Source organism: Sorangium sp. So ce128, assembly GCF_051525245.1.
In the GTDB taxonomy this organism is placed as follows: Bacteria; Myxococcota_A; Polyangia; order Polyangiales; family Polyangiaceae; genus Sorangium; species Sorangium cellulosum_B.
Genome location: NZ_CP150313.1, coordinates 13,016,054 through 13,030,895, shown reverse-complemented (window position 1 = coordinate 13,030,895; position 14,842 = coordinate 13,016,054). Strand labels below are relative to the sequence as shown.

The 14,842-nt window shown below is 71.9% G+C and carries 11 protein-coding genes; 6 read left to right on the top strand and 5 right to left on the bottom strand.

The window, feature by feature from the left end; all coding sequences use genetic code 11:
* Positions 1-91 precede the first annotated feature (91 nt).
* The gene (locus WME82_RS49465) at positions 92-667 is read right to left on the bottom strand and encodes a TetR family transcriptional regulator (protein WP_438041015.1); all 576 of its coding nucleotides are present in this window, start codon (positions 665-667) and stop codon (positions 92-94) included.
* A gap of 227 nt (positions 668-894) precedes the next feature.
* On the opposite strand from WME82_RS49465, the gene WME82_RS49460 reads away from it, so the two are divergent.
* Entirely contained in the window at positions 895-1,746 is an 852-nt protein-coding gene (locus WME82_RS49460; protein ID WP_438041014.1) for a ketopantoate reductase family protein, read from the top strand.
* Positions 1,747-1,825: 79 nt separating this feature from the next.
* Here the strand turns inward: WME82_RS49460 and WME82_RS49455 are convergent, their stop codons facing one another.
* Positions 1,826-3,265, bottom strand: coding sequence for a sigma 54-interacting transcriptional regulator (locus tag WME82_RS49455; RefSeq protein WP_438041013.1), 1,440 nt, complete (start codon positions 3,263-3,265; stop codon positions 1,826-1,828).
* Between the two features lie 381 nt (positions 3,266-3,646).
* On the opposite strand from WME82_RS49455, the gene WME82_RS49450 reads away from it, so the two are divergent.
* Both WME82_RS49450 and WME82_RS49445 read left to right on the top strand, forming a co-directional pair.
* Entirely contained in the window at positions 3,647-6,010 is a 2,364-nt protein-coding gene (locus tag WME82_RS49450; protein ID WP_438041012.1) for a hypothetical protein, read from the top strand.
* A gap of 155 nt (positions 6,011-6,165) precedes the next feature.
* Complete coding sequence (locus WME82_RS49445) at positions 6,166-7,524, top strand: ADYC domain-containing protein (protein WP_438041011.1); 1,359 nt, start codon at positions 6,166-6,168, stop codon at positions 7,522-7,524.
* Between the two features lie 65 nt (positions 7,525-7,589).
* On the opposite strand, the gene WME82_RS49440 is transcribed toward WME82_RS49445, so the two are convergent.
* The 3 genes from WME82_RS49440 to WME82_RS49430 all read right to left on the bottom strand — a co-directional run bounded on the left by WME82_RS49440 (position 7,590) and on the right by WME82_RS49430 (position 11,234).
* Positions 7,590-8,702, bottom strand: a complete 1,113-nt coding sequence (locus tag WME82_RS49440; RefSeq protein WP_438041010.1) for an ABC transporter substrate-binding protein — start codon at positions 8,700-8,702, stop codon at positions 7,590-7,592.
* A 330-nt stretch (positions 8,703-9,032) separates the two neighbouring features.
* Complete coding sequence (locus tag WME82_RS49435) at positions 9,033-10,334, bottom strand: trypsin-like serine protease (RefSeq protein WP_438041009.1); 1,302 nt, start codon at positions 10,332-10,334, stop codon at positions 9,033-9,035.
* Between the two features lie 417 nt (positions 10,335-10,751).
* Positions 10,752-11,234 carry a hypothetical protein gene (locus tag WME82_RS49430; RefSeq protein WP_438041008.1) on the bottom strand — a complete coding sequence of 161 codons (483 nt, stop codon included), beginning with the start codon at positions 11,232-11,234 and terminating at the stop codon, positions 10,752-10,754.
* Between the two features lie 387 nt (positions 11,235-11,621).
* Here WME82_RS49430 and WME82_RS49425 point away from each other — a divergent pair, with 387 nt between their 5' ends.
* The 3 genes from WME82_RS49425 to WME82_RS49415 all read left to right on the top strand — a co-directional run bounded on the left by WME82_RS49425 (position 11,622) and on the right by WME82_RS49415 (position 14,816).
* Entirely contained in the window at positions 11,622-12,194 is a 573-nt protein-coding gene (locus WME82_RS49425) for a hypothetical protein (protein WP_438041007.1), read from the top strand.
* A 108-nt stretch (positions 12,195-12,302) separates the two neighbouring features.
* The gene (locus WME82_RS49420) at positions 12,303-14,270 is read left to right on the top strand and encodes a RecQ family ATP-dependent DNA helicase (protein WP_438041006.1); all 1,968 of its coding nucleotides are present in this window, start codon (positions 12,303-12,305) and stop codon (positions 14,268-14,270) included.
* A gap of 138 nt (positions 14,271-14,408) precedes the next feature.
* A complete protein-coding gene (locus WME82_RS49415; RefSeq protein ID WP_438041005.1) occupies positions 14,409-14,816 on the top strand; it encodes a kelch repeat-containing protein in 408 nt (135 codons plus the stop codon).
* Positions 14,817-14,842: the final 26 nt, after the last annotated feature.

The window sequence follows — 14,842 nt, the reverse complement described above, 5'->3', positions numbered from 1 at the left end:
GGCTGCCGTCGTGGACTGCCGCCCGCCTGCCTTGGCAGCGCGCCGGCGGCATCCTCGGCGGCCAATGGCGCCCAGGCCCGGCACGGACCAGCTATCGCTTCTGCTTCGCCATCGCCTTCACGACCGCGTCGGCCGCCGTGACCAGCGAGCGCCTGAAGGCGTGCAGCCGCTGCTCCGCCGCCGATCCCTTCGCGACCGGCTGGTTTGGCGCGAAGCTGAACCAGGACATCGACAGCCCGAGGAGGATGACGAACAGGTCCTCGGCGCACGGCTTCGGTGTCGCCCCGAGGTCGTAGGCCGCGGCGAGCCCCTGCACCTTGGCGGTCGCGACGTCGTGCTGCGCCTCGTCGGGGAGCTCGAGCTGCCTCCACATCATCATCCTCACGCTCTTCGGATTCTCGACCAGGTGATCGAAGACGCCGGCGACGAAGGCCGGCAGGTCCGACGGGTCGAAGGGCACGGCGTCGAACGCGATCTGGCACCGCTCCTCGAGCACGCTGCGGAACAGACCCTCCTTGGAGCCGAAATAGGCGTAGATGGCCTGCTTGTTCGCCGAGGCCCGCTCCGCGATGCGGTCCACGCGCGCGCCAGCCAGCCCTCGCTCGGCGAACTCGTCGAGCGCAGCGTCGAGGAGCCTCTTCTTGGTCGCCGCCGAATCGTAGCGCATGGGTGGATCCTTCCTGGAGCACACGCCGTGGCGCGCGGCAAGGACAGCGCACCGCCGCCTCGCCCAGTTGACACGGCCAAGGCCGCTCCCTAGTATTTAAACCATCCAGTTGGTTTAACACCGAAGCGCGCGCCGACGATGACGATGGCGCCGAGAGAGCCTCGGCCCGTACTTCTGAATCGGCCCGTTATTTATGAGATTTTCCCACAGGAGCTACGGTGTAACGCATGAAGATTGCCATTGTCGGCGCCGGTAGGATTGGAAGCACCTTTGCCTTTCAGCTCGCGCGCGCGGGGCACGAGGTGACGGTGATCGCCCGCGGAGAGCGGCTGGAGCAGCTGCGGCGGGACGAGGCGATCGTGAGCGCCTCGGGCGAGCGCGCGGCGGTGCGCGTGACCGCCGCGCTCGACGCGACGGCGCCGTGGGATCTGGTGCTCGTGACGGTGCTCGCGTTCCAGGTGGACGCCGTGCTCCCTGCGCTGGCCGGGAGCGCGGCGAGGTCCGTGATGTTCATGTTCAACACCTTCGAGCCGCTGGGCCGCCTCCGAGAGGCGGTGGGCCCGGCGCGCTTCGCCTTCGGCTTCCCTGCGATCCTGGCGACCCTCGAGGACGGCAAGCTGACGTCGAAGGTCGTCACCCGAGGGATGGTCACCACGGTGACCGACGCGGCCTGGGCAAAGGTCTTCACGGACGCCGGCATTCCCGCCGTCGTGCACTCCGACATGGAGAGCTGGCTGCGCACGCACGCGGCGCTCGTCGTGCCGGCGATGGTCGCCATCGTCACGGCCCACGCGCGGCAAGCAGGCGTTTCGTGGGCAGAGGCGATGAGCCTCGCGCGCGCCATGGAGGAAGGTTTCCGCGTGGTGCGCCGCCTCGGAAACACCATCACGCCGGAGCCGATGGTGACGGTGAGCCGCCTGCCCACGCCGGCGGCGGCCGCGCTCCTGTGGGGGCTCAGCAGGGTCGACGCCGTCCGCAAGACGGGCGCCGTCGGGCCTGGCGAGCCGCGCGCGCTGATCGACGCGATGGCCGCCGCGGCACCCGGTCAAACGCCGACGCTGCTCGCGATCAGACCCTGAAGAAGGCAGCGAGCCCATCCACGAGGGCACGAGGCGCCCCGCCCTCGTTGAAGACGCCTGGGATGTCGACTGGCCAGGGCTAGGTCGGGCTCTCGTCGACAGAGCCCGGCGCGTCGTCGGGCTCGCCGGCGCCCGTCGATGCCCCGAGGCCGTGCCGCTCGATGAGCCGGCGAAGCTGCGTCCGGTGCATGCCGAGCGCCCGCGCCGCGGCCCGCACGTTGCCGCCTTGTTCGCGCAGCGCCGCCTCGATGCGGGCGCGCTCGCCGGCGTCGAGCGGGGGGGCGCGCGAGGGCAGCGCGCGGCGCGCTCGGGGCGCGGCAGGCGCGCTGTCTCGGCCTTCGGCGGGCGGGGCGCCGGAGGGCGGGTCGGGCTCGAAGAGGGCGCCGGCGCACGGGCTGAGGTGCGCGGCCTCGACGCGCGAGGCCCCCTGCATGAGCGCGCTCTGGGCGGCGGCGCGCGCCTCGACCAGGAGCTCGCGCACGTTGCCCGGCCAGGGCCGCAGCAGGCACGCCTCGACAAGCGAGACGTGGAGCCCCAGCTCGGGCGCGAGCTGCCGCACTTGCTGCTCGATCAAGATGGCCATTTCTTCGAGGCGCCGCCGCAGGGGCGGCAGCTCGACGGCGGGGCGCCCCAGGCGAAAGTAGAGGTCTTCGCGCAGCCGCCCGTTCGCGACCTGCGCGCGCAGATCGCGGTGGCTGGCCGAGCAGAAGGCAAAGTCGACCTTCTTCGGCCTGGACGCGCCGAGCGCGAGCACCTCGCGCGTCTCGAGCGCGCGCAAGAGCTTGGCCTGCACCTCGAGGTCGAGCTCGCCAATCTCGTCGAGAAAGAGGGTGCCCCCCTCGGCCGCCTGGAGATACCCCTGCGCGTCGGCGTTGGCGCTCGAGTAGGTGCCGCGCTGCACGCCGAAGAGCAGGCGCTCGGCGATGCCCTGCGGGATGGAGGCGCAGTTGACCGGCACGAAGGGCCCGGCGGCGCGCGGGCCTTGCTCGTGAAAGGCACGGGCGACCCCCTCTTTGCCGGTGCCGCTCTCGCCGCGAATGTGCAGCGAGAGCCCGAGCTCGGCGGCGCGCACCGCCTCGGCGAGCCGCCGCTGCATCGCCGGGCCTCGCACGAACCCCTGGCGCGCCACGACGCCCTGGCGCGCCAGGGGGCCGACGTCGATCGAGGGCACGAAGAGCGAGTCGCCGAGGCGCACGACGCACGTCGCCTCGCGCGGCGCCCCCGCCGGCAGCGGCTCCCCGTCGACGACGGTGCCGTTCTGGCTGCCGAGGTCTTCGACCCAGAAGCGCCGCCCATCGAAGCGGAAGCGGGCATGGCGCCGCGACATGCGCGGGTCCTTCGCCTCGCCGAGCGCCGCCGAGCCGCGACCCAGCTCGAGCGCCTCGCCCTCGAAGGGCAGCGCGCTGGCCAGGGTCACCCCGGCGCCGAAGACGCGGACGAGGCCCGGCGCGGCGGCGGGCCCGCCGCTGCTCGAGGCGCGATGCCCGCTCGGCTGCAGGGTCGACCCGTCGTCCGTCATCCCACGGTCAGTATAGGTGCCTGGCGCCGACGGGTGTGCCCATAGGGGTGTCCACAGCGGTGCCCGAGCCGGTGCCCGGGGCGGGGGCTCCGAGGGGCGACACGAGGCGCAGCGTCCCGCGGCGGCGCCCGCGGGCCTGCGCTGGATCCGGGCCGGAGGCAGAGCGGCTGGCACGCGCCTCGCTAAACACCTTCGCGAAAGGCCGTCGCGAAAGGCCGTCGCGTCCGCGGAGCATGCCGCGCGCGGCGGCACCGACTTCCGCGGTGGCCGGGTCGACGCCACCACGCCGCGCCCCCTGCGCCGGGGGGCGCGAGGCCACCCGTCGACGACGCCGCGCCGCGCGCCGCGCGCAGGCGTCGCGAACCAGCTCAGGAGGAAATCATGTCGAATCATGTCCACACGCGCGCCCGCCGCAGCTCGGTCCTGTCTCCTGTCGTCCTGGGTGCGCTCGGCGCGCTCGCGGCCGGATGCCTCGCCGACGCGGAGCCCGCGCCGGAAGCGCCGGACGACACCGGCGCCGGCGAGCAGCCGATCGTCAGCGTGAGCTCGCCGGTCGCCGGCCCCGCCACCGCGAGCGCGACCTTGCCCGCGGCCGGCATGAGCGCGGTGCCGGCGAGCACGCCGATCAGCGACACGAGCGGGAGCGCCATCCGCCTGGCGAGCTTCTCGAACGGAGCGAACCTCGCGGCCGTGCCGACGAGCGACCGCGCAGCCTGGCGCAACGCGGCCACGGCCGACCCCTTCTCGGCGCCTCCGGCGCTCAGGACGCACCTCGACGAGGCGCTCGCGAGCGCGGACGCGAAGGTCGCCGCCGCGCTCGACGAGGCCGACGCCAGCGCGGTGCTGGCCGATTTCGAGGCGATGTTCCCCGGGGGACTCTCGGCCAGCGTGACGCAGGACTTCGACGGCTTCGCCGCCGCGCGCGCCCGCTGGCTGAAGCGCTCGATCGAGAAGACAGGCACGTTCAATTACCCCGACCCGCGCCTGTTCGGCGAGGCGCGCCTGCGAGGCGCGCGCCTGTTCTGCGCGGCCCGCGAGGTGCAGCGCCAGCAGAGCGCGCGCGGCAAGCGGTCGATGGGCCGGAGGGCGCTCGCCGAGCTCAGGCTCTTCGGCCGCACGGTGGACCTGCTCGTCATGGAGCCGACGGTGGTGCTCGACGGGCCCGAGCGCTTCACCGGCTCGGGCGTCAACGACGGCGCGCAGGCGTTCGTCGTGCCCATCCTCGCGGGGGGCAAGCTGACGCCGATCGGCAACATGGGTCTGCCTGGCTTCGGCGAGATGCGCGCGCCGCTCGCCTTCGTCAGCGCGGACGGCGAGGTGGTGAACGACGCGTCGCTCGATCCGACGACGGGCGCCTTCCGCCGGCGCTTTCAGACCGTGACGCACGCCGACGCGGTGGTCTCGCGCCGGGCGGTCGTGCGGCCCGCCCCCGTCAGGTTCCCGCTGTTCGATATCGGCGTCGTGCACGTGAACCTCGAGCTCAACGCGCGCGCCGACATCGGCACGCTGAGCACGCCGAACGAACGGCTGCTCGGCCACACCTCGGGCACGCTGCCCTTCGGCCTGACGCCGCGGCCGATGGGCCCCATCGGCTCGATCGTCGTGCCCTTCCCGGTGTCGTGGGGCGACATGCCGATGATGCTCGGCTCGGGCACGGCCGCCACGCCGACGCCGGTCGCGCCGGCGTCGGGCCTGCGCTGGTTCTTGCTGTCGCCCTCGGGCGCGGGCGACATGGGCCTGATGCCGGTGACGAACCCGATGCTCGCGCGCATGATCCAGGACGACGATCACACCTTCACGGTGCGGCACAGCGTCGGCATGGAGTCGGTATTGACGGCGGGCGCCGGGTTCGACATCGGCATCTTCGCCATGTGGCTCGACGTCTCCGGCGGGCTCGGGGTCAACGGCGGCCAGGAGCAGGTGCTGCGCGATGCGGTCGCGCTCGAGAACCAGCAGCCCGTCACGGTGCTCTCGGTGACCCCCCGCGGCTTCGTGAACGCGACGTACTCGGCGGCCATCAAGCTGCACCTGCGCTTCGGGCCCTTCGGCTTCGACGTGCCCATCGTCAACACCCGCGGGACGCTGGCCGAGACGACGACGGGCGACTGGCCCGAGGCGAACCGCTTCCGCATGGGCACCGGCTCCGGCACGGGCGCGCCCTTGACGCAGCCGAACGTCCAGTCGCACCTGCCGCTCGACGGCGCCTTCTCGAGCTTCCCCGTCGACGTCAACACCTGCCTCGCCGACACGGCGCCGAACCCGCCGACGCCGCCGCCTTGCGAGGCCGATCCGCCGAGCGGCGCGCGCCCGGCCGTGAACATCTGCCTGACGGGCCGGGCGGTCTCCGGCTTCCCCTACCCGTCGAACGTCTGCGCCGACCCGGCTTCGTACTCGAACACCCTGCGCGCCAGCGGGTTCAGCGCGGCGCAGGCGAAGTGCGTCGAGGCCCAGCTCAGCCTCGTGTGCGCCCCTGTCTCGACGCAGACCAGCCTGACGAGCGTGAACCACGTGACCGACATTCGCTTCAACCCCGACGGCAGCGTCGACACGAGCGCCATCGGCGCCGAGGCCAGGGCGGTGAGCGAGGCGATGCAGCAGTGCGAAGACGCCTTCGGCGCAGGCGCGGCGCGAGCGCTCTTCGGCGTCGAGGCCTGCGACGACCACGCGAAGCCCTTCAGCCCGAATCGACCGCCCTTCAGCGTCACCGCCGGCGGCACGACCATCCGCCCGCCGAGCTGCGAGTGAAGGCGGCGCCCGGGGCCGGAGGGCCGCATCCTGCCTCCCGCCCCGGGGCGTCCCTGCGGGGCTGTCGGAGCACGGGGGCCTGTGTCCAGCAGAGGCCGCGGTCCCCGGGGTGGTGAGGGCGGCGAACGCGACGAGCGCGACGAGGAGGATGACCGATGAGAAACGAAACCTGGCGAGGCGAGCGACGTGGGCGCGGCGTGCGGGCCGCCGGAGGCGCCTCGGCGGCGTGGCGCGCGCGATCGATGCTGGCGCTCCTGGCAGCGGGCGCGTGCGGCGCCTGCGCTCTGCCCGAGCCCGGGGATCCCGAAGACGCAGCGCAGGCGGCGCCGGACGCGCCCCCGTCCGGGATCGAGGCCGGCGGCGCCGGCGAGCCCGCCGGCGCGCTGCCGCCCGGCGCGGCGACGGGAGGCGCCGAGGGGGACACGACGTACGAGCTCCCCGATCTCAGGGCGCTGCTGCCTTATGACCCCACGAAGCGCCCTGGCAGCAACGGCCCGGGTATCTACGTGATGGCGGCCAGCGATAGCACCTACTGCTTTCTCAACGATCAAGGCGTCCCGTCCTTTTGCCCCGAGCGGTTCGTCAACGCCGGGGGGAGCGTCAAGCTCGAGTTCCGCAGCGCGACGAGGCCCACCGCGCTGTACTCGTCCGCCGTGAGCGCGTCGCGCAAGCTGCCCGGCGAGGCGGCCTTTCGCCCGGTCGTGCTGCGAAGCGTGCGCGCCGTCGGGATGGAGCTCGAGATCGAATATGCGCTCGACGGCGTTGTGTTCCCGCCCATCCGGGGAGCGGCGCTCTCCTCGTTCAAGCTCGAGGTGGCCGGCCCCGGGGGCCTGTTCTTCCGCTACGAGCTGATGGTAGAGCCGCCGGGCCCGGCGCCGCTGCCGCCTCCGGCGCCGGATCCGGAGCCGCGCCCCTGGCTCCGACGGTACAACGTCAAATACCGGGTGGTCCCCGCCGGGGCCGATCCGAGCGCCTCCAGGTGGCGCCGCCACTGCAGCGTGGCCCGCGTCGATCTCCGCGCGTCGTTCGCGGGGGAGAGCAGGGTCGACGGGCTCTTCGCCACCGTCGCGCGCGACGCGAGCGCGACCACGATGAGCTGTGAGACGGGGGCCATCGACGCGTGCCTCTCGTGGGGATATGCCCCCTGGCGGACCGAAACGGCGAGCGCCGACGAGGGCCGCTTCCTGTTCGGCGCCTGCCTGCACGCGAAGCGCGCGGCCTACTTCGCGGGCCCCGCGGGCGGCGCGGAGCGCACGACCAGCTTCACGCGCCCGGGTACCCCGATCGTCGTGCGCGACAAGCTGGGCATCCTTCCGGGCGCCGACCCGACGCACCTCGAAGCGATCTGGAGCCCCGAGGGCGCGAAGTGCTTGAACGTGGAGAACCTCCGCATCTCCGAGTTCCACGACCATGTGGCCTCGCTGTCCTCGCTGCCCCCGTGCACGGCCCACTGGTCCACCATCGGCGCGTTCGCCACGGGGCGCGTCGGGCCGCCCGGCCCTTCGACGTGGTGAGCAGGCCGCCTCGCGGGCGGGTCAGGGCCGGGCGGCGCCTCCGGCAGTCGGACCTGCGTGCTCTCTCAGCCGGCGTGAAGGATCCGAATGCGATCGGGCTCCGCCGGATCTCGATCAACGACCTGGACTGGCGGCCAAGCCCACTGCCAAACGCTGATGCCTGGCGCGCGGGAGAACCGGATCTGCCCGCGGGTGCCTTCGACCGCGACGCGCGCCCAGGATTCGGCGGTGCGCGCCCGGTCCGCGCCGTGAGAACGCAGCACATCGGCGAGGACGGCGACCGTGTCGTAGCCCTCGAAGGCGACGAAGGAAGGCGCTTCGGCCAGCCGCTCGCGCAGGGCCGTCTCGACTCGGGCACCGAGTTGGCCGAGGCGCTCGGGCAGGTAGCGCAAGAACGGGATCGCGGCGTTGTCGCCGCCCAGCAACGCCGCCCATTCGGCGAACTCCGGTTGCCCGGCCGGAGCACCGATCATGATCTCGGCGAGGCGCTGGTCGCGGCGGACAGACCTGACGATCGACACCGCCGGCTCCGGGTAGCCGACCAGAAGAAGGAGGGCTGTCGCGCGGTTGCCGGCGAGCTCGTCGCACACGGCCGCGGGGGCGAGCGCGCGCATGTCGAGCTCGATGACGGTGCCGCCGCGTGGAGCGAGGTGGTCCCGCAGAACGCGGGCCCCAGACGCCCAGTAGACGCTCGAATCGGCGGCTACGGCGATGCGCCTGTGGCCCGCGCGGAGGAGGAAGTCCGCGTAGATCCGCCAGCCGTGGGACTGCGCCGGGGCGAGGCGCGCGACCCATTCCGTTGGCTGTTCGGTGAGCGCGTCGAGGACCGCTGACGAGCAGAGGAACGGCAGGCCGAGGGCGTCGGCCCTGGCGGCAGCGGCGCGAGCGACGACGCTGTGATACTCCCCCGCCAAGGCAGCCACGCCCAGGCGAGCCAGCTCATCGACGGCCGCCGCGGCCCTCTGTGGATCGGCCGCGGTGTCTCGGACCACCAGCTCGAGTGGTCTTCCGACGATCCCGCCGGCGTCATTGACCTCGCGAACGGCCAGCTCGAGTCCAGCGAGCAAGTGCCGGCCTGCCTCGACCCAGCCGGGCCGAGTCAGCGGAACAAGAGCGCCGATCTGGACGGATGATCCGTCGGTCCGCACCGCTCCAGGTGGCGACAGTGGCGTATTCATGCGTTGGCGTCACCCGTGTAACGATTCGTTACACCATGCCTGCAACGCAGAGTAGCAAGGCCCGATAGCACGGGTCCATCCATTTCGCCGTGGCGGGCGCACCTGGGTGACCATGCCGGACATTGCATCCGCCCACCATCTCCAGCGGTGGACCACGCCAGACGCCGTGTCCACGAGGGTAGGCCAGCACATCTTGGGGCTCGATCCGCACGGGGCCCACCGAGCGAGGCTCGCGAGAGCGCGCCGTCCTGGCCTCGCGCGGCCGGCGTGGGGGTGATTCGGCGCTCGCCTCGCGACGCGGGGAGCGCTGGCCGCTCCGCGCGCTCGCTCCTACAAGCGCTCGATGAGGAAGCTCCGGGTCTGGTCGTCGAAGCTCTGGGGGGCGAGGTTCGCGTCTGCCGTGAGGACGCGCGACTGGGCCGAGTATTGGAAGAGCCCGTCGTAGAGCGTCACCTTGAAGCCGGGGGGGACGCGGACGGAGCTGGCCCTCCGGTCCCAGGGGGCCCAGGGGCCGCCGAAAAAGACGGCGGAGCCGACGCCGTACATGAACGATTCGCCCGAGAAGTTGGCGTGCTCGTAGAAGGTGACGACGTCCAGCTGCGGGTCCGAGGCGTTCGAGACGACGATGCCCGAGAGCACGTCGTTGAAGCCCGCGGCCACGAGATCCGTGTCCGAGGTGAAGATGCGCACCTCGCCCCCGAAGTTGTGGTGGATGAAGGCCGTGACCCGGAGCCCGGCGGGGACCTTGATGGCGCTCGCGCGGTTGTCGCCGATGATCGTCGTGTTCAGGAGGTTGTGGTGGCCGATCCCGAAGCCCTGCGAGATGCCGGAGAAGTTCGAGAGATCGTGGAGCACGACCTGGTTGCTGGGGTGGACGGTGGGGCCGGCGGCGATCGTGGCGTCGATCCACGCCCGGTGGCGCGCCACGTCGACGCCGGTGACCGTCGCGTGCAGGTTCGTGCCGTTCTGTCCGTTCGTGGCCGAGAACACGGCGACCTGGCGCCCGTCGACGAACCACGGGCCGCCGGAGTCGCCGCTCCAGCCCGCGCCCGTCACGCCGGTCCCCAGGAGCTCCTCGTCGGAGCGCCAGCCATTGATGTGGAGGGTCGCCTTTTTGAGCGACGGCGCCATCACCAGCGGCGTGCCCTCGCTCCCCCAGCCGTAGGCCGTCGCGTCCCTGTCGATCCAGGTCGACGTCGCCTCGGCGAGCTGGACGAACGGGCCATCGGCGTCCTCGGTCAGGTGGAGCAGCGCGATGTCGGCCACGGCCGAGGGCACCTCGACGGCGTCGACCGCGATGCGCTGGCCCGCGAGGTACGTGTTGCTGCCGACGCGCACGGCCGACGTCTCGCCCTCGTCCGCGATGCAGTGCTGCGCGGTGAGCACCCAGCGCGCCGCGACGAGGGTGCCTGTGCACTGGTAGAAGTCGCCCGTGCTCCGCACGTCGAAGACCTGCACGGCCCAGGGGCTCGCCTCGGCGAGCTCGCCGCCGATGATCGCGGACGAATGCGACCCCAATGCATCGAGCGTCTCGTCGGACGCGCCTTCAATCGAGCAGCCCGTGGAGAGGCCGAGCGCGGCGCCCGCGCACACCGCGAGACCAAGCTGATGACCAAGTTCTCTCTTCTTCATTCTGCCTCCACATCATGATTCTGTTCAGACGATCGTTCGCGCCGACGGAGTCCGCCTCCGCCAGGAGCCAGCGCTCGTCAGCAAGCCGAAGCAAGCCGAGTGACGGGGCCTGTGATTGCGTCGTGCCGGGCTCGGCGACGGCATCTCCAAGCAGACCCATTGGGGGCACCAGGCTGAAACCGGTGAAGGGACAGCCGGAGCGGCAGGCCCGGAGGCGGGCGTACGAAATCCGCCCGCGACGGCTCAAGAATCGCGCCCAGAGTATGCTGCGCTACCCGGAGCGGCGCCAGGCGGCGCTCTGGAACGGCCGCGTTCGAGGCGTGGAACGAGGCGGCATCCCGCCGCACCTCGCCCGCGCCGGCAGCCTCCAGCGACACCTTGACCCCCTCGGACGTCACCTCCGGCGGACGCGATCGATCAACGATACGGTCCCTGCCGCGGCGCCTCACCATCGAGCGCCGACACGTCCACGTGCTCGTCGAGCCCCTCGAGGTCCTTCACGTGCCACTCGACCAGCATGCAGCCCGCGCAGATGTACGCCTCGAGCTTGCCGACCCTCCGGCTGCGCCAGACGCTCGGCTGCGCGATGGCGAGCTCGTTCCGCCCGTCGGCGTCCGCGTCGAGGACCTTGGGCGCGTGGAGGATCTTCCTCGCGCCGCAGGCGGGGCAGCGGAGCTCGTCGCGCATCGACGCGGATCGCCGCTCGATCAGCGCCTGGACCTCGCGCTCGAGCCGCCCCACCCGCTCCTCGAGGGAGCGCTCCGCCGGCGCGCTCGCGGCGTGGGGCTCGGTGACGGGATCCGCGACGGGCGCGCTCGCGGCGCGGGAAAGCCGGACGCCGCAGCCCGGGCAGAAGACATGGGCCTCCGCGTTCGAGCGGCCGCACGTGGGGCAGTGCATGCCGACAGGATACGGGCGATTTCCCGCGGAGCGAACAGCAGGAAGGCCCGATCTCACGCCACCAGGATCTCCACGGCCACGAGCCGGTCCTCGCGTGTCCCGTCACCGGCCTGCTCGTGCGGGTTCCAGCCCCAGAACCACGCCGTCAGTCGCGGCTGGCTGAAAGCGGGCGATCCAGCGCTCTACACGACCAGCCTGACCCGAGCCCAGGACAGACAACGAGAAACCATATGAGACGCCAAGATGCTTGTCAGGTAGATTGGCAGGCTTCTGATCAACACCGAAGTGCGCCGTCCGTCGCGACAAAGCCCATCGCCGCCTTGAACGTCACCATGACAAGGTCGCACGTTGTCTTCGGACGCGAATGTGCTATCCCGATGTCTCATCATGGACGTTATCTTTCGACGCACCGGCGAGCGGCGGTACGCCGTCGTCGTGGAGGTCGCCGGCAAACAGCCCCAGGTGATGGATCCGGCGCCTGGGTTCGACGACCACATTCCGCACGACCTCGTCCACTACGTCGTGGAGGCCGAGCTCGGCTTGACGTCGGGCGTCTTCGGTCGTGCCGCGAGCGGCGGCGGCACCTTTATCTCGGCCGCGCCGGGCGACCGGAGCCCGCGCGAACGGGCGCGCGAGCGGCGGAAGCAGCTGCGCCGGGAGACATCGCTTCGCAACGCGGACGAGGGCAGGCAGCACGACATGGTCACGTCGGAGCGCCTCGCCGCCGTCTGCGACCTGATCTGGAGGCGCCGCCAGGGGCAGCGCCCGGATGCCTCGCGGCCCGCGCCGCGCGAGTCGCTCTCGGGCGAAGATGCCCGGCGAGTCGATCGCGTCGTCGTCCGGCTCGAAGAGCTGGCGCCTTTGTGGAACCAGCTGCCGGTGGGCGCTGAGCTCGCCTTCACATGGCCGAGCGTCGTGCCGAGGGCTCCAGGCCGGCGAGACGAGCGCCGCGTCGTGTGATGTCGGCTCCGCAAGAGAGCTTCTCACTGACCCGGGCTTGTCGCTCTACGCGGCTGCTGAGGTGACGGCGGGGTGTTCCTCGGCGCGAGCGAGGTGTAGGATGCCCCCTTGAATCAGCCCACACCATCCGGCCCCGATCTGCTCGACGTCCTCGAGGCGCGGTTCAACTTCCGCGAGCTCCGCCCAGGCCAGCGCGCGGTCATGGATGCCTTGCTCTCGGGCCACAGCGCGCTCGCGGTCTTCCCGACAGGCGGCGGCAAATCGCTCTGCTACCAGCTCCCCGCGCTCCTGCTCGACGGGGTCACGATCGTCATCTCTCCGCTGATCGCGCTGATGAAAGATCAGATCGATTTCCTCAGCGCGCGCGGCATCGCCGCGGTCCGGCTCGATTCGTCGCTGTCAGCCGACGGCGCGGCGGAGGCGCACAGGGATCTGCGCTCGGGCAAGACGAAGCTGCTCTATGTCGCCCCCGAGCGGTTCGTGAGCGAGCGGTTCATGGCGCTGCTGAAAGAGCTCAAGATCGCCATCTTCGCGGTGGACGAGGCCCACTGCATCTCCGAGTGGGGACACAACTTCCGCCCCGACTACCTGAGGCTCGCGGACACCGCCCGGGCGCTCGGCGTGCCGCGCGTGCTCGCGTTGACGGCCACCGCGACGCCCGGGGTCGTGCGCGACGTCTGCGCCACCTTCGGCATCCGCGAGGAGCACACGGTCATCACCGGCTTCTACCGACCGAACCTCGAGCTCCGCGCGACGGCGGTGAGCGCGACCGCGCGCGACCGGGTCCTGATCGAGCGCCTGCGATCCCGGCCGCCCGGCTCCACCATCGTCTATGTCACGCTCCAGAAGACCGCCGAGCACGTGGCCGAGAAGCTCGCTTCTGCGGGGCTGCCGGCGCGCGCGTACCACGCCGGGATGGAGGCGGCGGAGCGCGCGCGCGTGCAGGACGACTGGATGCAGAGCGACCGCGGCATCGTGGTCGCCACCATTGCGTTCGGGATGGGGATCGACAAGCCCGACGTGCGTTATGTCGACCATTACAATCTCCCGAAGAGCCTCGAGAGTTATAGTCAGGAGATCGGCCGCGCCGGCAGGGATCAGGCGCGCTCGGTGGTCGAGGCCTTCGTGTGCGGCGACGATCTGCCGGTCCTCGAGAACTTCGCCTACGGCGACACGCCGACCGAGGACGCGCTCCACGGGGTGGTCGGCGCCGTGCTCGCCGCGCCCCAGGTGGAGCTCGGCCTGCACGCGCTGGGGACGCGCCACGACGTCCGGCCGCTCGTGCTCCGCACCGCGCTGACCTACCTCGAGCTGATGGGCGCGGTCCGGCAGCTCACGCCGTACTACGCCGGCTACGAGGTGCGGCTCCACCGCAGGCTCGAGGAGGTCATCGCGTCGGTGAAGGGCGAGCCGGCGCGGTTCCTCGAGGCGCTCTTCGGCCATGCGAAGAAGGGGCGAGTCCTGTACACGGTCGACCCGGCCGCCGCCGCCGCCGCGCTGGAGCAGCCGCGCGAGCGGGTGGTGCGCGCGCTCGAGTACCTCGAGCGGCAGGGGCTCGCGGAGCTCAAGGTGTCGGACATCCGGCACCGCTTCGTGCGCGTCGCCTCGATGGACGACGCGGGCGCCCTCGTCGGCGAGCTCCTCGCGCGCTTCGCGAAGCGCGAGGACGCCGAGATCGGGCGCGTGCGGCAGGTGATCGAGCTGCTCACCTCGGAGCGCTGTCACGCCGCCGCGCTCGCCGCGTACTTCGGCGAACGCCTCGACGCCGCGTGCGGGCGCTGCACCTTCTGCCGCGCCGGCGTCGCCGTGACGCTGCCGGAGCCGGCGCACGCGCCGCCGATGCCGGTGGGGCTCGACGTCGCCGCGTTCACGGCGCGGCGCGCGGCGCACGGGGGCGCCCTGGGCCATCCTCGCCAGGCGGCGCGTTTCCTCTGCGGCCTCTCGAGCCCGGCGACCACCCAGGCCAAGCTCGCGCGCGATCCGCTCTTCGGCGTGCTCATCACGCGCCGGTTCGCCGAGGTGCTCGACTGGTGCGCCGGGCTCCCCCGCCTCGCCGGCGCCGCAGCGGCGACCTGACCAAGGCCGGCGCCGCCCCCCTCCCGCAGCGCCGCCCTTCGGCCACTTGGCCGAGAATCCGAAGAGCATGCGGTTGATGATGTGGCGGCAGCTCGAGCTCCCCGATGAGGCCGAGCACTGCCCCATGCCCTGTACCCCGTGGGCGCCGCGCCCCTGCAGGACGGCAGGGTGCTCTTCAGCCCAGGCGGGCTGGTCTACGATCCGAGCACCGGCACGACGACGAGCGTCCCCCTCACCCCCGGCGAGGAGGTTCATGGGTGGGAGTTCGCCCAGACGGCGCTGACCCCGCTGCTGAGCGGGCTCGTGCTGCGCACGGGCGGCAGCGACGATGACAGCGTGCTCAGGGAGGCCGTGCTCTACCATCCCGCGACGAACACGTGGTCCAGCGCGGGCACGATGCCCGTGCCCCGCCACCTGCACACCGCGACAAAAAGCTCCTCATGGACGTTTGCACAAGATCCATTGATAATCTCTCTCGCTCCACGGGAATGCATCGTGTCCTGTCGCGCTCGTTGGCCAGATGAAGCGAGGCGCAATGTCCCGTGAGCACTCACCCCACGAGGCAGTCTGCC